Genomic DNA, 24,185 nt, shown 5'->3' on the forward strand with positions numbered 1-24,185 from the left:
TGGGAAGGCGTTCTGACATTCGAAAAGTTTGGAGGGTTAGAGGCAGCGCGATGAACATCAACTATCCAAGCTTGGTCGGGGACCCCCCGTCGCAACTGGGTCGCAACCTCACCTACGGAATGCTTGATATGGTCGGCCGGGCTATCGTTACTGGGCATTATGAGCGCGCAGCCTTTCCGACTGAGGCTGAGCTTGCGAAGCAGCACGGCGTCAGCCGCTCGGTGACGCGTGAGGCAGTAAAGATGCTAACCGCGAAGGGGTTGCTGAGCGCAAGGCCGCGTCAAGGGACGGTTGTGCAACCGGCGACTTCATGGAACTTGTTCGACACCGACGTGCTGCGCTGGCTCCTTGAGCGGCGGTTCTCGGTAGATCTTCTGCGCCAGTTCAACCAACTTCGGGTAGCGATAGAGCCGGAGGCAGCAGCCCTTGCAGCGCAATTCGCGACGCCGGCAGACTTGAAGCGTATTTCCGAGGGGCTCCGGCAGATGAATGAGGCGGAACAGGGCCATGGGGAGCCTTTGGAAGCCGACATCGCGTTCCACGTCGCCATACTGCGCGCCTCCGGCAATCCCTTCTATGCGCAGTTCCGGGATGTCGTGGGAACGGCATTGCGCACGTCGATCCGCTTTACGAACCGGATCAAGGGGCGGACAGCGAACATCGCCGATCATACCGCGGTGCGCGACGCGATCGTGGCACGCGATCCCGGTGCGGCGCGTGGCGCGATGCTGGCACTGATCGGCGACGTGCTGGCGCTGATGGAACAAGTCGAGTTGGCAACGATCGACGCGTCGCAGTAACCGGTTCACTTCATCCGGATTGGAAGAATCGATCCGTCCCTTCGATAGCCGATCTTGTCGATCACGACGCGCCGGCTGCCCTTATACGGGCCCTCTCCGGACTGCCCTTCCCAGCGATGATAGGCGATAAGCCAATTGCCCCCGGCAGGATCGCGGAGGAAGCTGTGATGGCCAGGTCCCTTATGAGTCCGGTCACTCTGCAGTATAGTACCGCGGTAGCGCCACGGCCCCGTCGGGGATGGTGCTGTGGAATAGTGAACCTGATAAGAGGCGTCGTTCCACCTGCCGGCCGAATATGAGAGGTAATAGACACCGCGGCGCTCGTGCATGAAGGCGCCTTCGGTGAAGTTGCGCGGCTGGACAACGCTCACTTCGCGCTCGATCGTCACCATGTCGGGTTTCAACACCCACACGCGCAACTTCGCTCCGGCGCTGCCGCCTGCATAGAGATAGGGGATCCTGCTCTTTGGATCTATGAAGACCGCAGGGTCGATCGCTTCGAAGCCGTTACCCCCCGTGAAGAGTGGCTTGCCGCTATCGGCGCAGGGACCGGAGGGGCCTTTGCAGGTCGCGACGCCGAGGCGACTCGGCGTCGGATTTTGGGGCCCTATCGAGAAATAGAAGTACCAGCGGCCGTTGGCGCGGACCATGTCGGGTGCCCAGAGATGATGGCGTGCGGCACCATCGTCCGCGGCCCATCGAATGTTCTGGAGATCGAGCAGCAGGTCCTGCCTGACCCAGTGCACCTTGTCGGTCGACGACCATGCCCAAAGGCCGCCGCCTCCCGTCGGGTAGACCCAGTAGCGGTTTTCGGCATATTCCAGATCGGGGTCGGCTCCGGCGAAAACCGAATTCGCGTCCTGCGCCGACCCTGCCAGCGGAACGATCGCCAGCAGGGTCGCAAAGCCAACAATCCGCATCACTTGCCCGTGGCTGGGACCACGCCCTTGGGCGCTGATGCAAGGCGCCGGATCAAGTCGACCTCGGTCTGACGATAGGGCTTGCCATCTGCCCGAAATACTTCGTGAAACCAGATTGTCGGCTCGTCATAGGTATAGGGCTTCTTCCAGCTGTCCCAAGGCAAACGCGTCTGCGATTTGCCGTCCACAAACCCCCAATTGATCATCGCGATATTATGCTTCTTGCCCAGCGGCAGTGAGCCGTCGAAGGTCGATCCGTTACCACGCGCCATATATTCGGTGCAGAATACAGGGCGCCCGTAGCTGAGCATCTGCTTCGCGCGCTTCTCGAACTGTTCCGGCCAGTTATAGTCGTGGAAGCTCATCACCTCGGAGCGGTCCACCTGGATCCGTTCGACGGCATCCAGCGTGTCCCGCTTGTCCCAATTTTCGCCGATCCACAGGCCGCTGGTCAGCGGCTGGACCGGATCCGCGCCGTACGCGGCGTCGAAAACCTGGCCAAGCAGGCCCGCAACGAGCTCCTTCTTTCTGGGAGTCGGCTTATAATTGCCACCCCCGCCATTATTGGGCTCGTTCCACACATCCCAAGCAACGATACGGCGGTCGTTCTTGAAATGACCGACCACGTCTTTGGTATATGCGATAAGCTTGTCATACTGCTTCTTGTCGGCGAGGCGGGCGGCGCCGGGGGCCTGCATCCAGCCCGAATTGTGCACCCCCGGAATCGGCGGCCGCTGCTTGCCGGAGACAGGGTCCGGATCCCAGCAGCTGTCGAAAAGCACGAACATGATGCGGACTTTATGCTTGTCCGCGATCGTGAGGAACTGATCCATGCGGCGCTTCAGACCCTGCGGGTCTTCTTCCCACAGAATGTTGTGAAGATAGACCCGCATGACGTTCATGCCGATGGAGTTCGCCCAGGCGAGTTCCTGGTCGATCGTTGCGACATCGAAAGTATCCGCCTGCCACATCTCAAACTGGTTGATCGCAGTGCGCGGAGCATAATTGGCGCCAACCATCCAGGGCTGCCGTTCGTACCAATCGTTCGCCTGTTGCTTGGTCCAGGCATCTCGCGCTTCGGCGTCAGGCGTTGCGCCGATGACCAGCGTGACGGCAGCGAACGAAAAAAGGAAAGTGCGACGGATCATGTTATAGTATCCCGTATTGGCGGCGGGCCGCGATCACGCTGGCGCCGATTCTGATTCCTAGGGTGCGTCGATAATGAGCGTCGATGCAGACGTGCGATTCTCCTCTGAGGGGACTTGCCGCAGGCCATGGTAATCGCAAACAGCCTCGCCCCGCATCCGCGGTTGCGATACTTGGCCAACCGAACCTGTTCGCGGTAGAAGTCCGACGTGCGAAAGCAGATCGATGCCCAGCACTATTTCGCTTCCATCGCGAAATCCCGCCTGGATAGAAGTTCACCGCGCTGCGGCCCATCCTTCTCATCGTCCACCCTCCCCTCGCCATCGTTTATCGATCTTGGCGGTCCGCGTTATGCCAACTGTATCGCCGTGCGGACGAGATAGAAAGCATATATATCGTATAATAGCCAGCGACCCGTAACCGCGGACGGTAGCGGAGCCTTGCCCTGTGGTTTCACTTCATTTGGGGATTGCGAAGTCCAGCTTCTCGCCGCCGGCATAGGCATCCCACTGCTGACGCGTGCGGAAACCACCTGTGCCCTTTTGCCAGGCAGAGCCCGAATAATATACGAAGGGCCTGCCCGGCGTGACGCGCAGCAGGATTAGATGATTGTCGGCGTCTGCGCGCACCTCGGCGATCGCGGCGGGATCGACTCGGATCGCGATTGCCATCCGGCCATGGTCGCCATCCTCCGGTCCCCACCAGGAGAGCAAGCCCTTGGCACGATCGACGCTGACCTCGCCGGCCCCCTGCCCGGTCGTCCGCTTGCCGATTCCGATGCCGACAAGCAACTGCTCCGCGCGATCGGACGAAATGGTCGAGACCATCCGCGTGAAATGGGTGCCGAGCGGGAGCGTGAAGCGCCGTGTCTCCCAGACTTTGCGGCCCACATCGACCGGCCAGGGCGCATAATCGACGGTGAAGTCCGCCGCTTTTCCGCTGCCGGACAGGATGCGATGGCGAACATAGTTGCGCGACGTCCACAGCTTGTTGTCGTGCCAGATGCCGAGACCCCCGGCACCGCGCGTGGCGCCGACATTGTAGAAATCGAGACCCTCGCCGCGATAACTGTGCTGATCGCCGCTGCGCAGTTGTCGATCGGCGAAGGGCCATGCAACATTCTTGCCCCACGAATCTATGCCCGAACCCGAGGGCGGTTCCGCTGCTTCCAGCGCGTGGGCGTAGATGCGATGCGCAGTGCGGTCATTCTCCCACAGCAAATCATCATAGCGATAGTCGGCGAGGACCACGGCCGCCTGGGGCTCGCGGCTGGGCGGCGGGGGCAACGAGCCCGCGACGGCGGGCATAACCGGCGTCTCGGCGACCTGGGCCGAACAAGGCAGCGCCGCGGCGGTGCCCAGCAATGTCAACAGCGCCGCAAGGCTCGCACGAGCCATCAAATTCAGCATCGACCTCTCCTGTTCAGCCGGCTTCGGACGAGTCGGCGAATGCGGCCACCATGCCTTCGCACGGAGCCTCCGCCTAGCCATTTTGCGAATACCATTAGAAACTGAATTTATTTAAGTTGTCATATGACTCAGAATGGGTACATTGGACAGGCACGGCGCGCCAATGCGCCGGCGTGGGAGAGTGGACATGGGGCAAGCCGGCATCGACGCCGCCGACGACGAACGCCCGTCGCACCGCAAACGTCGCCCGTCGCTGGTCGCGGCGGCGTGCGAGCATATTCGCAACAGCATCCTCTCGGGCGCGCATCGGCCCGGATCGCAGCTCCCGACAGAGGGGGTGTTCGTCGAAATACTGGGCGTCAGCCGGACGGTGATCCGCGAAGCCGTCGCACGCCTAGCCGCCGAAGGTCTGGTCGAAGCCCGGCAGGGCAAGGGGCTCTTCGTCAGCGACACCGCACGCTATCAGGCGTTCCAGGTCACCCGTGACGAGGTCGAGAATCTCAGCGACGTGATCCAGTTGCTCGAGCTCCGCCTCTGCGTCGAAACCGAGATGGCCGCGCTCGCAGCCGAGCGGCGCAGCGAGCTGGATCTCATGAATATGCGCCAGCAACTCAAGATCTTGGCCGAATCGGAAGTGGGCCTGGAGGATTCGGTCAAGGCCGATGTCGAGTTCCACAGCGTCATCGCGCGCGCGAGCAAGAATACTTATTATGCGAAGCTGATCGACTTCCTGGGCGTCCGGCTGGTGCCGCCGCGCTCGCTCTATCTGCGCCAGGGCCAGGCCTATGTCGGGGATAGTTACAAGGCCGTGATCAGCACCGAGCATGAGGCAATACTGGAGGCGATCATCCGGAGCGATCGCGATCGCGCCCGAAAAGCTGCGCATGCGCACATGAGCGGAAGCCTGAAGCGGCACCGCGAATTGCACGATTTCATGTCGGCGAGCAGTGCCTTCGGAGCCCGCCAGACCACCAACGCAACTTAGGCGGCTGAGCAAAATCAGGCGCCGAAAAACCGGCCGGCAGAACAGAATGAACCGGTCGAAAATTTGTATGACATCTTACAGGGAGAGGATCATTGAAGGTACGTCTTCGCGACTCAGCGGCGCTGATTGCACTTATCGGCAGCGCGCCAATGACAATCGGACAGGCTGCGGCGCAAACTGCCCCGGCGGCTGAGCCACTGACCGAACAAGCAACCGCGGATCAGCCAGCGCAGGACGACATCGTCGTCACCGGGATCCGCCAGAGCCTCGCCCGCGCCGCCGAGATCAAGCGCGAATCGACCGCCGTGGTCGATTCGATCGTGGCCGAGGACATCGGCAAGCTCCCCGACGTGACCACCGCAGCCGCGCTTCAGCGCGTTCCCGGCGTTCAGGTCGTGGTCGGCGGCAATAACGAGATCGTCGGCGCGCGCATCCGCGGCCTCGACGATATCATCACGACGCTGAACGGGCGCGAGATTTTCACCGGCGTCGGCCGCGGCTTCTCGTTCCAGGATCTCCCCGCCGAGGCGCTGGCAGGCGTCGACGTCTACAAGTCCAACTCCGCGGAGCGGATCGAAGGCGGTGTCGCTGGCGGCGTCAATCTGCGCCTGCGCCGCGCGCTCGACTTCAAGGAGCTGACGATCGCCGGGAGCGCGCGCGCGACCTATATGGTCGAGGCGGGGTCCGACAATACGCTCAATCCGGCCGTGAGCCTGCTAGTGGCGGATCGCTGGTCGACCGGCATCGGCGACATTGCGGCGATGGTCGGCCTCTCCTACCAGCGCAACGAATATGCGCGACCGATCGCCTGGAATGACTGGACCCGCAGCACCAACAACGCCCCGGCGGGCTCGACGCGCAACCTCCATGCGCCGACGGGCTTCGCGGCCGGCGTTGAGTTCGGCAAATATGAGCGCCCGCAGGCCAATTTCTCGCTCGAATGGGCGCCCGATACGACCACCAAAATCTACGTCGAGGGGCTTTTCGCCGGATATCGCGGCAACGTCTTCCAGGCGCGCCCGACCTTCCGCGCCTTCACCGGCACGTCGTTCGAAGCGCAGGCCGGCGACACGTGCGAGGAGTTCAACGTCGGCAACGATGGCTATTTCTCCGCCACCGGCACTCGCCAGACGCTTTGCAACGCCACCGGCTACACCGCGCGCAATGTCGAATATTACACCGCCACCGTGGCCAACAAGGCGCGGACTGACATCTACGTAATCGCGACCGGCTTCAACAAGGAGTTCGGGAACGTCACCTGGAACACCGACGTCTCCTATGAGGCCTCGACCAACCGGAACAACAGCTTCCGCATCGACATCGGCAAGCGCATCCCCGAGCTCGTACAGGTCCGCGACGTCAATCACGCGGTCCAGGCGACGACACCTGGCAATACCATCAACGATCCCACCGGGCTGGCATTCCTCAACGGCATGACCGAGGACATCAACCGCAGCCGCGGCACGCTGTTCGCGGTCATGAGCGACGTGAAATATGAGATTGGCGGCTTCCTCGACAATATCCAGGCAGGCGTCCGCCTCGCCCGTCGCAAGGCGACCTTCGAGCAATATCTCGGTGGTCCGCAGGCCCCCGGGGGTTCCTTCGCAACGCCGCTGGCTACCGCCGGGCTGCCGGCCGACATCCTGGTGCAGGCGCCCGGTGTTCCGCAGATGAACGACGGCGCGTCCTACTTGCAGATCGACCCCGAATATCTGCTGCAGGAATCGATCAAGCGGCAGCTGCGGACACTATACCGCGTCTCGCCGAACACTCCGGCATTCGATCCGACGCGCGACTATGAGGCGCAGGAGAAGAATTATGCGGGCTTCGTGCAAGCGGCCTATGGCTTCTCCCTGAGCGATACGATCTCGGTCGACGGCCTGGTCGGCGCACGCCTGACGCGCACCAATCGCACCATCGTTGGCGCCGGCCGTGTTACCGATCCGGCAACGAGCACGTCGAGCGTCGTCGTAGTCAATCGCGAAACCAGCGACACGGATTTGCTGCCCAACGCCAGCGCCAGGATCAAATTCGGCGGCGGCCTCCAGTCGCGCTTCAATTATTCGAAGACCCTTTCGCGGCCTAGCTTCGGCCAGCTCAATCCGGGCCTCAGCTACGTCGTGTCCTACGTAAACACGATCCAGAATTCGGGATCGGGCGGGAATCCGGACCTGCGGCCACAGAAGGCCGACAGCTTCGATGCCTCGCTCGAATACTATTTTGGCCGCAGCAATTATGTCTCGGCGGTCGCATTCTATCGGAACATCAAGGATCGCGTGATCACCGGGACCGAGGCTCGCACGATCGACAATCTTCAATATGTGATCTCGACTCCCCGCAACCTGGGCTCTGCGACGATCAAGGGCGTCGAAGTGGGTGGCCAGCTGTTCCTCGACTTCCTTCCGGAAGGGCTCAACGGCGTCGGACTGATCGGCAACTTCACGATCATCGACAGCGAAGTGACTACGCCGGGTGACCGGCTTCAGGGCCTGCCCTTGCTCGGGGTCTCCAAATACAACTTCAACGCCGGTGTCATCTACGAGAAGTACGGCATCTCGGCGCGGGCGATCTACACCTATCGTTCGCAATATTTTGATGGCGACATCACGAACGGTCTTTCGCTCCGACCGGCGTCGATTCCGGTGGGCCTCAACGGCATTCGTGCTGCGGGGCGCCTGGACTTCGGACTGAATTATGACGTGACGCCCAACATCACGGTCAGCCTGGCGGGCACGAACGTAACGGGCCAGAAGACGCTGAACTTCGAATCGCGCGAGGATTTCGTTCGCGAAGTACGTAACGACGACACGACCTATTCGCTCGGGGTCCGCTTCAACTTCTGAGGGGATCGACGCATGCCCGGCCCGTGCCGCTACCCATTAGCCGATGGGCAGAGCACGGGCCGCGGACAAGGACAGGCCGACCTGGATCGGCGGACATAGGAGATGGTCTTGAACAAGAAACGGATGCTCGGGGCGCTGCAACTGGCGACGATATTGGCGGCTGGCAGCCTGACCGCGATCGACGCGGCCTATGCCCAGACCCCCGCAACGGTATTCAACCAGTCCGATCGGGCATTGCCGGGCGATGTTCGCGTCGCGCGTGCGCAGGATTCGGTGACGCTCGACTGGCCGTCGGGACAGGGTGAGCGTGCGCAGTTGACGCTCTCGCTCGATCCGGCAAAGCCCCTGGTCCGCGCGATCTCGATCGCCGGAAAGACCGTGCTCGGCGACGTCGATCCGGCGGGCGTCATCACCGTCGGCACGCGCGATCTGAAGCAGGGCTGGACGGTCTTCTTCGACAATCCCCGCAACCGCTCGTTTGAGAGCTTCCCGCTCCGTCTGGCCCGCAGCGACATCAGCGTGCGCGCCGAGGGCGGCTATACCAAGGTGATCGTCGGCGGCGCGACCGCGGGGCCCTTCGCCGGCACCTATCAGTTCACCATCTATCCGGGCTCACGCCTCGTCCGCGCGGCGATGGTCATGTCCACCCAGCGCGGCGCGACGGCCTATACGTTCGACGCAGGCCTCACTGCCGCGGCGTCGGCGCCGCTGCCGTGGAAGTCGATCGCCTATACCGACATGTCCAACCAGATCGTTCGCCGCGAAGCGGGTGCATCGAGCACCCCGGCAACGTCGCCCAAGGTGCGCGCGCGGATGATCGTCGCGGAGGGCACCAACGGCGGCGCGCTCGGTATCGTGCCACCGCCGCACCAATTCTATTATCCGCTCGACTACGCCAACAACGATAATTCGACCTGGTACGGTCGCGACTATCGCGAGCTTCGCGGCCGTACCGGCTTCGGCCTGCGCCAGACGCTGGAGGGCGATCGTCGCTACGTGCCTTGGGTCAACGCCCCGCCGGGGACCATGCAGGACATGGGGGTCTTCTATCTCCCCGACGGCGGCGACGCGGCGACCACGACGCAGGCGGCCCTCGCCTATACGCGCAACGACAGCTTCAAGCCGCTCGCCGGCCACCGCACCTTCACCAGCCATTATCATGTCGAGCACACCGAAGAGTTTCTGAACCGGCAGCGCTTCCAGCAGTCGACCGGCGTGCCCGACGGCCTGGAATCGCCCGCGTTCATCAAGCGCTTCAAGGACATGAACGTCGAGATCGTCCACCTGGCGGAACTTCATCTGTCGAAGGAATCGCTCGATCGCGCCGGTGACCGGCTGACCCTGCTCAAGACGATGCATGCGGAAACCGCGCGCCTCTCCGACGATCGCCTCCTGCTCCTCCCCGGCGAAGAGCCCAACGTCCATCTGGGCGGGCACTGGATCAGCTTCTTTCCCAAGCCCGTTAACTGGACGCTCGACCGCAAGGAAGGGCAGCCCTTCGTCGAAAATGATCCGGTTCACGGCAAGGTCTATCATGTCGGATCCGAGGACGACGTCCTCAAGCTGATGGAGGCCGAGCAGGGGCTGATGTGGACCGCGCATCCGCGGATCAAGAGCTCGTTCGGCTTCCCCGACGCGCATCGGCACACGCCCTTCTTCAAGAGCGATCGCTTCCTGGGCGGCGCATGGAAGGCAATGCCCGCCGACTATGCGCAGCCACGCCTCGGGTCGCGCGTGCTCGATACGCTCGACGACATGAACAATTGGGCGGCCAAGCCTTCCGAACGCAAATACGCCCCCGGCGAAGTCGACGTGTTCCAGATCTCGGACGAAAGCGAGCTCTACGCACACATGAACGTCAATTACCTCCGCCTTGATGGGCCGCTTCCGCGCTATGCCGATGGCTGGTCGTCGGTGCTCGGCGCACTGCGCGGGGGCAAGTTCTTCACCACCACCGGCGAAGTTCTGATCCCCGAATTCACGATCGACGGCGCGAAGAGCGGCGAGGAAGTCGCGTTCGGCCAAAACATGGTCCGCGCCAAGATCGAGTGGACCTTCCCTCTCGCCTTCGCCGAGATCGTCAGCGGCGACGGCAACAAAGTCTATCGCGATCGCATCGACCTGAGCGATGGCGCGCCCTTCGGCACCCGCACGATCGAGAAGCGCGTCAACCTGCGCGGCCGCAAATGGGCGCGGATCGAAGTGTGGGACGTCGCGACCAGCGGCGCGTACACTCCGCCGGTCTTCCAGAAATCCAACTGATACCCTGAAGGGCGCCGGCCACTCGCGAGATCTTCGGACCTCGCGAGTGGAACGCCGCCCTCGGCTGTTCCTCTACTCGGGGCCGTGTCTTGACGCTTGTCGGGCCCCGTCGGCTTCGGAGTAAAGATGTTCGATCGGACCTATTACGCCACCCATCCGGACATGATGGCCTGCGTCTCCAACGACGAATTGCGTGACCGCTACCTGATCCGCGACTTGTTCCGTCCAAACCAGTGCGTGCTCAACTACACGCATGCCGATCGGCTGGTGATCGGCGGTGTGATGGTCGAGGTTGGCAGCGTTCGCCTGCCCGATCAGACCGAGCCCGCATCGGCCGCGGGCCACCCCTTCCTCGAGCGGCGCGAGCTGGGCATCGTCAACGTCTCGAGCGTCGCCGGCATCGTCACGGTCGATGGCGAAGCCTTCGCGCTGGGCCCCAAGGACAGCCTCTACGTCACGATGGGCGCACGCGATGTCCGCTTTGCAGGCGACGGCGCGCGTTTCTATCTCGCGTCGTCGCCGGCGCACCGCACCTTCCAGACGCGCCAGCTTTCGCTCGCCGGCGCCAGGATGCTCGAGCGCGGCAGCCGCGAAGAGGCCAACGATCGCACGATCCACCAGTTGATCATCCCCGGCGTGTGTGACAGCGCGCAACTGGCGATGGGGCTGACGATCCTAAAGCCCGGCAGCGTCTGGAACACGATGCCGCCGCACGTCCATGAGCGCCGCAGCGAAATCTATTTCTACTTCGATCTCGACGATGCCGAGACCGGGCGCGTGATGCATTTCATGGGCGAAGGCGACGCCACCCGACACATCGTCATGGCAGAAGGCGAAGCGGTGATCTCGCCGCCCTGGTCGATCCACATGGGGGTGGGCACCAGCGCCTATGCCTTCATCTGGATCATGGCCGGCGAGAATCAGGACTATGACGATATGAACGTGCTCGACATCTGTCAGCTGGCCTGAACGCTCCGCATCAATGCTGCGTGGTTCCGGCGACCTCCCGCCGCACGATGGGCGCGCGCCCGGCCAGCATCGCGAACAGGAACAGCGCCCCATAGCAGGCCGCCGGCACGATCAACGCGAAGGCATAGCCGTGCTGGTCGGAGACCGAACCTACCACTAGCGGCAACAGCGCTCCGCCGACGATCGCCGTGCAGAGCAGTCCCGAGGTGGACTCCGCCGACCCGCTCGACCGTTCGAGCGTCAGCGTGAAGATCACCGGGAACATGATCGAATTGAACAGCCCGATCGAAAGCGCGACGAACCCGGCCGACACGCCACCGACCGCGAAGACATAGCCGCACATCGCCGCGGCGATCACTGTGAAGACCGCGAGCAACACATAAGCGCGCACCACCGCGAGAAGCGCCGAGCCGATCGCCCGCCCGACCATCGCGCCGCCCCAATAGAAAGCGACCGCCTTCCCGGCTTCCTGGAGCGACACGCCCGGCACGCCATCGCTGCCCATCAGATAGCCGAGCAGCGGAACCGAGAATGGCGCGTCCGACTGGCCCCACACCGCATTGTCGTTGAGCAGCAGCGCCATCTGCGTGCCAATCGCGACCTCCGCGCCAACATAGAGGAAGATCGCCGCCGCGCCGAGCAGCGCCCAGCGCGAGCGTAGCGCGGAGAAAAGCCCGGCGGTCGACGCCGGCACAGGTGCCGCTTGGGTGACGACGCGGCGGCTGAGCCAGAAAAATAGCGCCATCGCCGCGATCAGCCCGCAGATCCACAGATAGGCCGCATCGATCCCCGCCAGCGCGTCGGCGCGCACGGCAGCGGTGATGGCCTCGCCATCCTTTACTTCGACGCCCTTCAGGAACAGATGCGCGCCCAAAAGCGGCCCCAGAAAGGTGCCGAACGAATTGAAGGTCTGGCTGAGGGTCAGCCGCAAATGGCTATAGCGCGGATCGCCCAGCGCCGCCGCCAGCGGGTTAGCCGCCACCTGCAGGATGGTGATCCCGCACGCAAGGATGAACAGGCCGAGCAGCACCAGCGTGAACAGCGCCAGATTGGCCGCGGCCAGCATCACCAGGCAGCCCGAAATCATGAAGCCGAACGCAATCAGGATCGTCGGTATCGATTTGACGCGCGAGAGCAACGCCGCCGCCGGGAAGGACGCGAGCCCATAGGCAATGAAGAAAGCGAAAGCCGCGGCCTGCGCCTGGAAGTCACTCAACGTGAAGATGCCCTTCACCGACGCCACCAGCGGATCGATCAGCGAGGTGATGAACCCCCAGGCGAAGAAGAGCGTGGTGACGGCCGCGAATGCCAGCGTCGTGCTCGGGGAACTCGATCGCGCCATGGTCCTATCCTTCCTATGTTGCGCGCGTCGCTGCGCCGCATTCTTATTGGTTTCGGGATTATCCGGCGCGGCAGGCCTCTTCGGCGGCAGCGACCGCAAGCGCGATCGACCCCAACGGCCCCGCCAGATCGCCCAGCCCGGGCCGCGTCACATAGTCATAGTCGTCGGGCAGCTTCAGATAGCCGTTGATGCTCACGCGCAGCGCCCGATCGATCCGCGCGAGCAAATGCGGTTGGGCAGAGAGCACGCCGCCGCCGATCGCGATGCGGCGCGGCGCGGCGCCGCACACGAGCGCATGCGCCATCGCCGCGATATAGTGGACGATCGCGTCCCACGCCGGATCGTCCTCGGAAATTTCGCGCACCGTGCGCCCGGCCAGCCGCGAGACCAATGCCGTGCCCGAAGCCAGTCCCTCGACGCAATCGTCATGATAGCTGCACACGCTCGGATGATCGTCACCGAGAAGCCGCGGCACGCGGATATGGCCCCATTCGCCATGCGCAAAGCCGCGCGTGGGCCGCCCAAGCACGATCAGCCCCACCCCCACGCCCGTTCCCACGGTCACATACGCAAAGTCGTCCACCCCCTTGCCGCAGCCCCAGGCTATCTCGGCAAGCGCGGCGCCGTTGACGTCGGTGTCGAAGCCGACGGGCATTTCGAACGGCCCGGAAAGCGCGCGCAACACGTCGGTGCCCGGCCAGCGCGGCTTGTTGGTCGCAAGGATCTGGCCGTGGGTGGGGGAGCTTCGGTCGATATCGATCGGGCCAAAGGAAGCAATGCCGAGCGCAGCAAAGTCATGCGCCTGCTTCCATCCATGCAGCACTTCAAGCAGCGCCGGCAGCGTATCGTCGGGGCTGGTCGTCGCCACGGTCCGTTGGTCGATCACGCGTTCGGGGCCGAATGCCAGGGTGCACACGCATTTGGTGCCACCCAGTTCGACCCCCGCCCATGGCCGTCCGCCCGACGCGTCCCGCCCGGGCTCCGGCGATTGCAGAGCGTTGGTCATTCCCCTCCCTTTCTTCCGGCTGCACGCGGGTTCTAATCCGATCGCTTGCCTATGCCTGCAACTGCATTAATAATCCAAATTACATAATTCAACAGGGGAGAGGATCGATGCGCGCAGCCAGCCGCAAGCTCAACATGAGGGCAGTGATCGCCGCCAGCCTGGCCGGGCTGCTGTTCGGGTTCGACACCGCAGTGATCGCCGGCGTCACCGATGCCCTGCGCGCCGAGTTCGACCTGTCGGCGGCCGAGCTTGGCGCCGCAGTCTCTGCCGCGTTGGTGGGGACGCTGGTCGGGGCGCTGGGCGCGGGCCGGCCGGGCGATCGCCATGGCAGCCGCACGGTGCTCCTGTGGATCGCCATCGCCTATATCGTCTCGGCGATCGGATCGGCGTTCAGCGGTGGACTCGCGATGCTCGTCGCCTTCCGCTTCGTCGGCGGGCTGGCGATCGGCGGATCGTCGGTCCTGGCGCCGATCTATATCGCCGAGATCAGCCCGCCCGCGCGGCGCGGGCTTCTGGTCGGCTTCTTCCAGCTGAGCATCGTGATCGGCATCCTTGGCGCCTATGTCAGCAACTTCCTGATCGCGCTCGCCACCGACGGCGATCTGGCGTGGCGCCTGAAGCTTGGCGTCGCGGTCTTCCCGGCGCTTCTCTTCCTCCTCCTGCTGCTGCGCATCCCGCACAGCCCGCGCTGGCTCTATCAGCGCGGTCGCACCGATGAGGCCCGCGGCGCCGTGGAGACGCTGGCGATGGGCGAGCCCGATGCCCTGTTTGCCCAGTTTGCGGAGGGCGACGCCGCCGCCGGCGACGGCAAGCTGCGCTGGGGTGTCCACCGCCGCCCGATCTTGCTCGCAATCGCGCTTGCCCTGTTCAACCAGCTCTCGGGGATCAACGCGATCCTATATTATCTCGGCGACATCTTCGCCGCCGCCGGGTTCGACAGCGTGTCGGCGGATATCCAGGCCGTCGCGATCGGCGTCGCCAATCTGGTCGGCACGATCCTGGGCATGACGATCATCGATCGAGTGGGCCGCAAGCCGCTGTTGCTGATCGGCGCGATCGGCACCGCGGTGGCGCTCGCCGCAGTCGCGGGCATCTACACCGCGGGGCAGGGCCAGGCGCTGCTCCTTCCCGCGCTGGTCCTCTTCATCCTGTTCTTCGCGGCATCGCAGGGCGCGGTCATCTGGGTCTATTTGTCGGAAATCTTCCCCACCTCGGTGCGCGCGCGCGGCCAATCGCTCGGAAGCGCCACCCATTGGGGCATGAATGCGCTGATCGCCTTTTGCTTTCCCGTCGTGGCACAATATACGCAGGCATTGCCGTTCTGGCTGTTCTCGGGCGCAATGCTGGTGCAGGCAGTCGTCATCTGGCGCTATTTCCCCGAGACTAGCGGTGTCGCGCTGGAGAAGATGGAAAGGACAGTCGAGGGCCGATGACGAATGTGCAAATCAAGGCTGAGACGGCGGGCAGCCTTACACTATCGACTCTCCGGCTGGACGCCGGGCCACTTTCTGTCCGCCGGCTGTTTTCGCACGCATGACCTCCAGCTCGACGCAAACGCGCCCGCGCCTGTCGGGCACCAACCTTGAGCGCGCCGCCGACCACAACCAGCGCGTCACGCTCCACGCCATCCGCGTGCTCGCCCCGCTAACCCGCGTCGAGCTCGCGGCCATCACGGGGCTGACCGGCCCGGCGATCGCGAACATCACCAAGCGCCTGCTCCAGGACGGCCTGATCGAGGAGGCCGGCCAGCGCCGCGGCGGCCGCGGCCAGCCGCCGACCAAGCTCGTCGTGCGTCCGGACGCCTGCTACTCGATCGGCGTCAACATCGATCGCGACCATATCACGATCGTCCTCGTCGATTTCTCCGGCGAAACCCTGGCCCGCATTTCCGAGGAAGTGAATTTCGCCCTCCCCGATCATGTCCGCGCGCTCTATCGCCGGTCGATCAAGAATATGCTGCGCAAGGCGAAGGTCGATATCGCCAAGGTGGTGGGCCTGGGGATCGCAGTCCCCGACGATCTCGGGCTAGTCGATTTGCCCGGCCGTCCCGATACCTATGCCAGCTGGGACAGCGTCGATATGGTCGAGCTGTTCCGCGAACCGCTCGATCTGCCCACCTTCGTCGAGAATGATGCCGCCGCCGCCGCGATGGGCGAGATGCAATTGGGACTGGGCCACAGCAACAACAGCTTCTTCTATATCCTGATCTCGGCAGGCCTGGGTGGCGGGCTCGTCGTCGATGGCAACTATCTGCGCGGCGCCCATGGGCGCAGCGGCGAATTGGGATTCATGCGCGCCGCATCCGGCGAGGAAATCCAGCAGCTGGTGTCGCTATCGGGGCTGGCCCGCCATCTCGAGCAAGGCGGCTGCACGCTTGCCGATGTGATGGGCGACGCCGAGCCGAACGAGGCGAGCAAGGCGTGCATCGCCGCATGGATCGAGGACGCCGCGCACCAGCTCACCGTAGCGCTCGACGCGATCAATTGCCTGATCAACCCCGCTGCAGTGCTGATCGGCGGCCGGCTGCCGACCGCGCTGCTCGAACGGCTGGCCGAGCGCGCCAACGAACTGATGCAGGCACGCGCCCACCTGCTGCCCACGGTCGCCCCGGTGATCCGCGCCGCATTGTCCGCGGACGCGCCCGCGGTCGGCGCGGCGATCTTGCCGTTCAGCCACTTCCTGCTGCCCAAGCAGGCCGCGCTCTGGAAAGCCTCGGCATAGCCCCAAGATCAGAGGCGCTGGTTCAGCAGCGCGGGCGCCCGCGTCTCGACATCGAGGATCAGGTCACCAAACAGCCCGTTGGCCCAGGCGAACCAGCTGCGCGTGAACTTCGCGGGATCGTCCTTGTGGAAGCTCTCATGCATGAAGCCGGTGCCGCCATGCGTCGCCTTTAGCGTGTGCAGGCATTGGCGGATCACCGCCTGATCGTCGCTCATCAGCGCGCGGCTAATGATCGACATCGGCCAGATCATGTCCATGCCGACATGCGGCCCGCCGATCCCCTCCGCCGCCTTGCCCGCGAAGAAATAGGGATTGCGCGGGCTCCAGGCGAGCGCCGCGGTGCGTCGATAGAGCGGATCGTTGCGATCCGCCGCACCCAGCAACGGCAGTGCCGAGAGGCTCGGCACATTGGCGTCGTCCATGAAGATCGCATTGCCATAGCCATCGACTTCATAGGCCCAGACCTCGCCACCCTTCCCGTCCGCCATCTTGCCATGCGCATCGAGCGCCTGGCGCACTTCGGCAGAAAGCGCTTCGGCATCCTGCGCCGCGGCGCCATCGCCACGCGCCTCGCGCAGCACCGTCGCGAGCATCTTGAGCGCCGAGACCGCGAACAGGTTCGACGGGATCAGGAAGGGGAAGACGCAGGCATCGTCGGAGGGTCGGAAGCCCGAATGGATCAGCCCCACCTTGCGGGTCGGCGCGCCATAGCCGCCGAACATCAGCGTCTCGGTCGGCGAGGGATCGACGCGCTGGAAATGATAACCGCCCGGCCCGTCCTTGCGCTGCTGATCGCGCAAGGTGCCCACCGCCACCGCCATCCCCTTCGCCCAAAGCGCATCGAACGGCGCCTTGTCGCGCGTCGCGGTCCAATAGGCATGCGCCAGCCGCATCGGATAGCAGAGCGAATCGATCTCCCATTTCCGCTCGGCGACGCCGGGCTTCATGTCGGTTCGGTCGTTGATCGCGGGCAGGTTCGACTTCGCCGCCGGATCGCGCGTGTAGGCATTGGCGAACGGATCGATCAGGATGCACCGCGCCTGGCGCTGGAACGCGCCGCGGAAAAGCCGCCGCAGATCGGCATCCTTGGGGGTCAGGTGGACATAGGTCTGGAGCTGCGCCGAACTGTCGCGCAGCCACATCGCATCGATGTCGCCGGTGATCACGAACGTGTCGGGCTTCCCGTCGACTTCGCCGAGCGTCACCGTCGTATCGAGCGTGTTCGGATAGCAATTCTCGAACAGCCAGGCGAGCTCGGGGTCGGCAATCTTCGCCTTCACCCGTGCGATCTCTGCTTCGACCGCCTTGCTGGTGAAGCGCCGTTCGGACTTTGGCGGGCGCTTGCTCGCCTGTTGGGCGAGTGCCACCCCGGGGAGCGAGGCCGCCATGGCAAGCGTCGCTGCGCCCGCGATCACTTCGCGACGGTTCATTTAACTTCTCCCGCTGCGCTCATCGAGAAGGGCGCCGCGCTCTTGCTCGCCCCCCACTGCTTGTTGGGCGTCGGCCCCATCACAAAGCGCAGCGTGCCGCCGCCCTGGAGTGCCTCGCGCGTCAGCCACGTCTTCTCGTGCCCCTTGCCGTTGAAGGTGACCGACTGGATATAGACATTCTTCGCGCTGTTATTGGCCGCCTCGATCTTCAACACCTTCCCGTTGGGCATCGTAAGCTCGACATTTTGGAACAGCGGGCTACCGATCGCATATTCGCCCACCGTCGGCGTCACCGGATAGAATCCCAGCGCCGAAAAGACATACCAGGCCGATGTCTGCCCATTATCCTCATCGCCCGGATAGCCGTCGGGCGCTGACGAATATAGTTTCGCCATCACGTTGCGCACATGGAATTGCGTCTTCCACGGCGCCCCGGCCCAGTCGTACAGATAGATCATGTGCTGGATCGGCTGATTGCCATGGGCATATTGCCCCATATTGACGATCTGCATCTCGCGAATCTCGTGGATCGTCTGGCCATAATAGCTGTCGTCGAACAAGGGTGCGGTCGAGAAGATCGAGTCCAGCCGCTCGACGAACGCTTTGTCGCCGCCCATCAGGTCCGCCAGCCCCTGTACGTCCTGCATCACCGACCAGCTATAATGGAGCGAATTGCCCTCGGTGAACGCATCGCCCCATTTGAGCGGGTTGAACGGCGTCGCCCAGCTGCCGTCCTGGTTGCGCCCGCGCATCCAGCCCGATTGCTTGTCGAAAAGCTTGCGGTAATTCTGCGCCTGCGCGGCATATTTCCGGGCATCGTCGGGTCTGCCCAGCGCCGCCGCCAAGCGTGACAGCGCGAAGTCGGCGGTGGCATATTCCAGGCTGCGCGCCGCGCTCTCGTTGATGCCGACGTCATAGGGCACATAGCCGAGCCGGTTATACTGTTCGACGCCCTCACGCCCCACCGCAGTCAGCACCTTGCCGCTTTTGTCGCGCGGGCGGCCCTCGGACGTCGTCGCATTCTTGACCATCGCCTCGTACAGCGTCTCGACATCGAAGCCGCGCACGCCGTTCAGATAGGCGTCGGCAATCAGGATCGCCGAGTTGGATCCGATCATCACGTTGCGATGCCCCGGGCTCGCCCATTCGGGCAGCCAGCCGGATTCCTTATAGGTGTTGACCAGCCCCTGCATGATCTCGCCGTCCAGCTCGGGATACATCAGCGCGAAGAAGGGGAAGACCGCGCGCCACGTATCCCAGAAGCCATTGTCGGTGAACATCGGCCCGGGATGCACCTTGCCGTCATAGGGGCTGTAATGGACCTCCGCGCCCTTCGCATCGACCTCATGGAAGGTGCGCGGGAATTGCAGCATTCGATACAGTGCCGAATAGAAGGTGCGCCGATTGTCGATATCAGGATCGCTCACGCGGATCCGCGAAAGCTCCTTCTCCCAAATCTGGCGTGCCTTGGCTTCGGTCTGGGCGAAGCTGTCGCGCCCCACTTCGCGCGCCAGGTTGCGCTCGGCCTGGTCTAGGCTGATGAACGAGGAAGCGACCTTGACGCCGACCTGCTCGCCCTTCCTGGTCTTGAAGCTGACCACCGCGCCGACATGCGCGCCCTCGCTCTTCGGCCGATCGTGAAGCTGCCAATTCTCGTCCCAGGTGCGCGAGACGGTGAAGTCGCGATCGAACTCGAGCACGAAATAATTGTGGAAATTCTCCGGCACCCCGCCGCTATTGTTGCGGACATAGCCGGTGATGCGGCGGCGCTGCTTGTCCACCTGCACCATCGATCCTTCGTTATAGGCATCGAGGATGATGTGCGCATCGTCGCTGTCGGGGAAGGTGAAGCGGAACTGCGCGGCGCGGCTGGTCGGCACCACTTCGGCCGTCACGTCATGGTCGGCCAGATAGACTTTATATTTGTAGGCCTTGCTCTCCTCGGCCTTGTGGCTGAACCAGGAGGCGCGCTCCTTCTGCTTGATCCGCACCGGGCCGGTCATCGCCATCAGCTCGAACGCGGCATAGTCGTTCATCCACGGGCTGGGCTGGTGCGTCTGCTTGATGCCGCTGATCTTGTGCGCGTCATAGGTATAGCCCCAGCCATTGCCCATTTCGCCGGTGACCGGGGTCCAGAAGTTCATCCCCCACGGCACCGCGACCGCCGGATAAGTGTTGCCGTACGACAGCTCGAAGCTGGAATCGGTACCCATCAGCGGGTTCACAAGATCGACCAGTGCCTCCCGCTGCGCGCTCTGCGCAAATGCAGCGCCGCCCAGGATAGGCGCGGGCAGGCAAAGCCCGACGCAAGCCAGCAACGCCGCGCCGCCGCGGAGTGATCGAGCCAATGCCTTCAACTTCACTCTCCCCCTGAGGTCGTCATGTCGTAACGCTGCCCGCAGTCCATCCTAGCGCGCCACCGGCGCGGCAGCCGGCGCGCGATCTTTCTCCCAGAGCGGCCTGGCCATCGCGGCAAATGCCTCGGCCGGCGCCTTGGAAACTGCGCGGTCATAGGTGAGCAGCCCGTTGATCTCGCCTTCGACATCGGTCGTCTGCGTATAGACCGACGCGCTCAGGCCATGCACCTTCGCCTGACGCACGATCTCCTCGAACTTGCGGCGATAGCGCGCGAGATAATCGTCGGCGTCCTTGGCAACCTGATAGCTCCAGTTGCGCTTGCCCGCGCGCCAGAGATGATTGTCGATCGGCCGCCCCACCCCACCATATTCGCCGATCACGATCGCGCGCTCGGCCTGCCGCGCCGGCACCTTGGGCACGTCTTCATAGGTGTGGATATCGAGCACGTCCGAATCGCGCGACGCGACGTCGAGCCAGCCGCTGTCGGCATTGACCAGCCGGCTCGGGTCCATCCCTTTCACCAGCCGAGTCAGCGTGGCGGAGTCATATTGCCCCCAGCCCTCATTGTTCACCACCCACATCACGATCGAGGGGAAGGCGCGCAGATCGCCGATCATCTGCGCCAGCTCGGTCTGGTGATCGGTCATCACGTCCGATGAGAACACGGCCTGGCTCTGGCTGGTGCCCGCCAGGAACTGGTCCTCGCCGCCGCCCGAGGGCATGTCCTGCCACACCAGCATCCCCATCCGATCGGCATCGTGATAATAGCGCGCCGGCTCGATCTTGATGTGCTTGCGGACCATGTTGAATCCGGCTTTCTTCAGGAACTCCAGATCATAGCGCATCGCCTCTTCCGACGGCGGCGTCAGCAGCCCGTCGGGCCACCAGCCCTGATCGAGCGTGCCGTTCTGGAAATAGGGCTTGTTGTTGAGCAGCAGCATCGGCTGGCCATGCACCGTCCCCGGCCCCACCGAGATTTTGCGCATCGCGAAATAAGCGTTCGCCCGGTCGCGCGCCGCGCCGACGATTTCCGCCGCGGCATAGGTATCGATCTCAGCACTGGTGAAGCGCGCATCATAAGCGACCCGGTTGCGCTCGGGCCTGCCGGCATAGGGATCCTTCACCGTCACCAGTTCGGCGACGAGATCGTACAAGAACGGGTCCTCGGGCGACCAGAGATGCGCATCGGGGATCGCGATGCTCGCATGGCGATTGGCGCGCAGGATCGTCGTGGCGATCGGCTGGCCCGCGGAGCGCACCGTCAGCCGGACGGCATCGGTGTCGTTGGCCCATGCGCTCAGCGCGACATCGACTTCGATCCGGCCGGTGTCGATGTCGGGCGTCGCGCGAACGTCGGCGATATGGAGCGCGGACACCGGCTCGAGCCACACCGTCTGCCAGATGCCGCTCGACGCCGTGTACCAGATGCCGTCGGGCTCGAGGATCTGCTTGCCGCGCGGCTGGCTGCCGGCACTGGTCGGATCGGCGACCTGGACGACGATCTCATTGGCCCCGGGTTTCAGTGCCGCCGTGATATCGAAACCGAAGGCGTCGGACCCGCCCTTGTGCGCGCCGACCACGGCACCGTTGACCCAGACCACCGCTTCATAATCGACCGCGCCGAAATTGAGCTTCACATTCTGCCCCGCCCAATCGGCGGGCACGGCGAACTCGCGGCGATACCAGATGCGGTCTTCGGGTGTGACCTTGCGTGCGACGCCGGAGAGGCGCGATTCGACTGCGAACGGCACCAATATCTTGCCGTCCATCGCCTGCGGCCGCGGCGTCCCCGCCTTGGCGATCGCATAGTCCCACAGCCCGTTGAGGTTCAGCCACTTTTCGCGCTGGAGCTGCGGCCGGGGATAGCTGCGCCAGGCATTTTCAGGCGTGACCGCCTTGCCCCACTGCGTACTGATCGCGCCGGTATAGACCTTGTCGTCGCGCTGGGCGGGTGCCGTTTGCGCCAGTGCTGTGACCGGCAGCGACCCCAGCAGGGTGGCGATAAGAATCGTGCGCATGCGGTGTTCCCTTTCGGTGCAGCCTCTCCAGGCAATTTCGAAGGGCGCAGCCCTACTTGGTCGTCTCGGGTCGGCTCGCGCCACCATCCGCAAACTACTGTCAGCGTCTCTTAAATAAATCATTTTGTCAATTGAACATCGCCGGCCGCGCGTAGGATGCGGTGTCGCGAAAGCAGCTCACGCCAGAAAGCCAGATCCCGTCAGCACCTAGCTTGTGAGCTTCGATTGCGGGCGATATTTTGCGCTCTCGGTGCCGAAAGCGACCAGCCACGCGCTCAACAGGTCGCTGTTTCGGCGCCAGCGGTTGTTGATGGGATCGACAATGCATTTAGAAAACGGCGGCTTGCCCTTCGCGGTTGCCGCCGGCATCGATTACGCGTCGGGGCTTCAGGGCAAGTCTAGCGACTACCAAATATCGAGCGTCAGCCTCAAGACGCAGACTGGGCGAGCGATGACGCGTGGGGATGCAGTTGTCCGCTCAAGACCTGATTACGCAGATATGACAGTCGTCCATCACGGCGTCGCTCGCGGTCGTATCTCATAGAATGCCCGTGCGTGCTCGCTGCCATTCGCCGCAAGCCTTTTTCAAACATTATGGCTGATCTTATGACCGATCGCCAGAAGGCGGATATAATCTAATGGAATCAATGGCGGCTGGTAGAGCTGAGGGAAATCGAACCTCTGACCTCTGCATTGCGATAGCACTGCGCGCGCTCGATGCTCCGAAGTTCAGCCCAACAGCGAGAGGTCTCAGTGGCGGCGTCGAGCGGCGTCCTTGAGTAACGACGCCAGCGACATCCGGCGCTTGCACCTCGCCTCGTCCTCAGGTCCAGCGATCCGAACCAGTATCGCCTGATTGTGGGCATCGATTGTCTTGCACGCCAATCGGCGCGCATCTGCGCGCGATGCCACCGGCAGACCTTCCACAGAGAGCGGGGGCTGCGGCTGGAGCGGGATCCTGTCGAGGCGGCCGCTGAAATGGCGAAGCAGCGGCCGCACCGCCCTCCCCCGCTCGATACTCCGTTGGGGAACGCCCTCGGGAAGATGGCTTGTAAAGCGCAGGCGGTCTACAGGGTCCCATTCGTCGAGCATGAACACGACGAGGTTGAGGTCGCGCCGCGGCGCTGGCGCTCCTCCGACCGCCATCCGAACGAGGCTTTTGCCTGCGCGCGCCAAGGCGGTTCGATACGCAGCGAGCCCATCGGCGCGCCCCGCCACCTCCCAGCCCAGGACGAAGCCAGTCCCTTCATCGATGACCACGGCCAGCGTGTGAGCTTGCCCGTCCGTGTCACACATTGCGAGCCATGCGACGTCCAGCGCCACATGCTCGCCGAAAGCGCGTAGCGGCCTCGCGAGCCTTCTCGCATCTGTCAGCCAGCGCAATACGCTCGTACGCGCGGGACTCCGTTCGAGATCGAGTTCTCCCACCCGCTTAACGACCTTCTCCGTAGCCATCTCTGGATCCTCGAAGAAGCATCTACGGATCACCTCCTCTACCCGCTGCCGCCCGTCGCCGGCAATCGTGGAGCGACGGCGCAGAGGCGCGGAAGCACGGACCCCGAGGCCCGCGAGGGTGGGCTCAGGATCGCAGGCGGAAAGCAGCTCGTAGAAGCGCTTACGCGAGACTCCGGCTTCCGCCGCCAAGCGGTCGGTGAGGCCGCGGGGCGAGCGCGCGCCCCCCCGCCGGGCGTCGAGCCATTTGCGAATGGCGCCTAGACGCTTGACCGCCTGCTCGCGAAGCTCCGGAGTTAGTTGCACCCATAAATCGCGCTCCGCCGCGGGTAACTCCGCGGGCAGGCGGTCAAAGCGTCGGGATGCTCGGTCGTAGGCGCGTTCCATGGCTGCCATGGTAGCCGAGCATCCACTATTAGCAAGAAGTCTTATCTACGGTCGCACAGAAACCGCTTGACGCGTAGCTCAATAGGAGCGATTTATGTCTGATTCTTGATAGGACTATATCGCAAACAAGGGAGGTT

17 protein-coding genes are annotated in these 24,185 nt (G+C 63.8%); 7 read left to right on the plus strand and 10 right to left on the minus strand.

Features of this window, described 5'->3' with window-relative positions; genetic code table 11:
- Nucleotides 1–50: 50 nt before the first annotated feature.
- Nucleotides 51–800, plus strand: coding sequence for a FadR/GntR family transcriptional regulator (locus tag OKW87_RS07635; protein WP_265543611.1), 750 nt, complete (start codon nt 51–53; stop codon nt 798–800).
- A 5-nt stretch (nt 801–805) separates the two neighbouring features.
- On the opposite strand, the gene OKW87_RS07640 is transcribed toward OKW87_RS07635, so the two are convergent.
- The 3 genes from OKW87_RS07640 to OKW87_RS07650 form a co-directional block, all read right to left on the minus strand.
- The gene (locus OKW87_RS07640; RefSeq protein WP_265544040.1) at nt 806–1,720 is read right to left on the minus strand and encodes a family 43 glycosylhydrolase; all 915 of its coding nucleotides are present in this window, start codon (nt 1,718–1,720) and stop codon (nt 806–808) included.
- A complete protein-coding gene (locus tag OKW87_RS07645; protein ID WP_265543613.1) occupies nt 1,720–2,868 on the minus strand; it encodes a cellulase family glycosylhydrolase in 1,149 nt (382 codons plus the stop codon). The genes OKW87_RS07640 and OKW87_RS07645 overlap by 1 nt, the downstream gene beginning before the upstream one ends.
- 456 nt (nt 2,869–3,324) lie before the next feature.
- On the minus strand, nt 3,325–4,275 hold the full coding sequence (locus OKW87_RS07650) for a DUF4861 family protein (RefSeq protein WP_322740338.1): 951 nt from the start codon (nt 4,273–4,275) through the stop codon (nt 3,325–3,327).
- Nucleotides 4,276–4,462: 187 nt separating this feature from the next.
- Between OKW87_RS07650 and OKW87_RS07655 the strand changes: the two genes are divergently transcribed.
- The 4 genes from OKW87_RS07655 to kduI all read left to right on the plus strand — a co-directional run bounded on the left by OKW87_RS07655 (nt 4,463) and on the right by kduI (nt 11,334).
- A complete protein-coding gene (locus tag OKW87_RS07655) occupies nt 4,463–5,260 on the plus strand; it encodes a FadR/GntR family transcriptional regulator (protein WP_265543614.1) in 798 nt (265 codons plus the stop codon).
- Nucleotides 5,261–5,409: 149 nt separating this feature from the next.
- A complete protein-coding gene (locus tag OKW87_RS07660; RefSeq protein ID WP_265543616.1) occupies nt 5,410–8,103 on the plus strand; it encodes a TonB-dependent receptor in 2,694 nt (897 codons plus the stop codon).
- Nucleotides 8,104–8,211: 108 nt separating this feature from the next.
- Nucleotides 8,212–10,365 carry a hypothetical protein gene (locus tag OKW87_RS07665; protein ID WP_265543618.1) on the plus strand — a complete coding sequence of 718 codons (2,154 nt, stop codon included), beginning with the start codon at nt 8,212–8,214 and terminating at the stop codon, nt 10,363–10,365.
- Between the two features lie 126 nt (nt 10,366–10,491).
- On the plus strand, nt 10,492–11,334 hold the full coding sequence (gene kduI / locus OKW87_RS07670; protein WP_265543620.1) for a 5-dehydro-4-deoxy-D-glucuronate isomerase: 843 nt from the start codon (nt 10,492–10,494) through the stop codon (nt 11,332–11,334).
- A 10-nt stretch (nt 11,335–11,344) separates the two neighbouring features.
- Here the strand turns inward: kduI and OKW87_RS07675 are convergent, their stop codons facing one another.
- Together OKW87_RS07675 and OKW87_RS07680 are read right to left on the minus strand one after the other, a co-directional pair.
- Nucleotides 11,345–12,676 carry an MFS transporter gene (locus tag OKW87_RS07675; protein WP_265543621.1) on the minus strand — a complete coding sequence of 444 codons (1,332 nt, stop codon included), beginning with the start codon at nt 12,674–12,676 and terminating at the stop codon, nt 11,345–11,347.
- A gap of 58 nt (nt 12,677–12,734) precedes the next feature.
- Nucleotides 12,735–13,682, minus strand: coding sequence for an ROK family protein (locus tag OKW87_RS07680; RefSeq protein ID WP_265543623.1), 948 nt, complete (start codon nt 13,680–13,682; stop codon nt 12,735–12,737).
- 107 nt (nt 13,683–13,789) lie between these two features.
- On the opposite strand from OKW87_RS07680, the gene OKW87_RS07685 reads away from it, so the two are divergent.
- Complete coding sequence (locus OKW87_RS07685) at nt 13,790–15,115, plus strand: sugar porter family MFS transporter (protein WP_265543625.1); 1,326 nt, start codon at nt 13,790–13,792, stop codon at nt 15,113–15,115.
- A gap of 100 nt (nt 15,116–15,215) precedes the next feature.
- Complete coding sequence (locus OKW87_RS07690) at nt 15,216–16,403, plus strand: ROK family transcriptional regulator (RefSeq protein ID WP_265543626.1); 1,188 nt, start codon at nt 15,216–15,218, stop codon at nt 16,401–16,403.
- Nucleotides 16,404–16,411: 8 nt separating this feature from the next.
- Here OKW87_RS07690 and OKW87_RS07695 read toward each other — a convergent pair whose 3' ends face one another.
- The 5 genes from OKW87_RS07695 to OKW87_RS07715 form a co-directional block, all read right to left on the minus strand.
- Entirely contained in the window at nt 16,412–17,833 is a 1,422-nt protein-coding gene (locus tag OKW87_RS07695) for a glycoside hydrolase family 125 protein (protein WP_265543627.1), read from the minus strand.
- Nucleotides 17,830–20,181 carry a GH92 family glycosyl hydrolase gene (locus tag OKW87_RS07700; RefSeq protein ID WP_443025087.1) on the minus strand — a complete coding sequence of 784 codons (2,352 nt, stop codon included), beginning with the start codon at nt 20,179–20,181 and terminating at the stop codon, nt 17,830–17,832. Before OKW87_RS07700 ends, OKW87_RS07695 begins: the two co-directional genes overlap by 4 nt.
- 60 nt (nt 20,182–20,241) lie before the next feature.
- The gene (locus tag OKW87_RS07705; RefSeq protein ID WP_265543628.1) at nt 20,242–22,209 is read right to left on the minus strand and encodes a glycoside hydrolase family 2 protein; all 1,968 of its coding nucleotides are present in this window, start codon (nt 22,207–22,209) and stop codon (nt 20,242–20,244) included.
- 207 nt (nt 22,210–22,416) lie between these two features.
- Complete coding sequence (locus OKW87_RS07710; RefSeq protein ID WP_265543629.1) at nt 22,417–22,578, minus strand: hypothetical protein; 162 nt, start codon at nt 22,576–22,578, stop codon at nt 22,417–22,419.
- A gap of 381 nt (nt 22,579–22,959) precedes the next feature.
- Nucleotides 22,960–24,048 (minus strand): hypothetical protein, encoded by a 1,089-nt coding sequence (locus OKW87_RS07715; protein WP_265543631.1) that lies wholly within the window; start codon nt 24,046–24,048, stop codon nt 22,960–22,962.
- Between the last annotated feature and the right edge of the window lie 137 nt (nt 24,049–24,185).

It is taken from the genome of Sphingomonas sp. M1-B02, from assembly GCF_026167525.1.
GTDB lineage: Bacteria > Pseudomonadota > Alphaproteobacteria > Sphingomonadales > Sphingomonadaceae > Sphingomonas.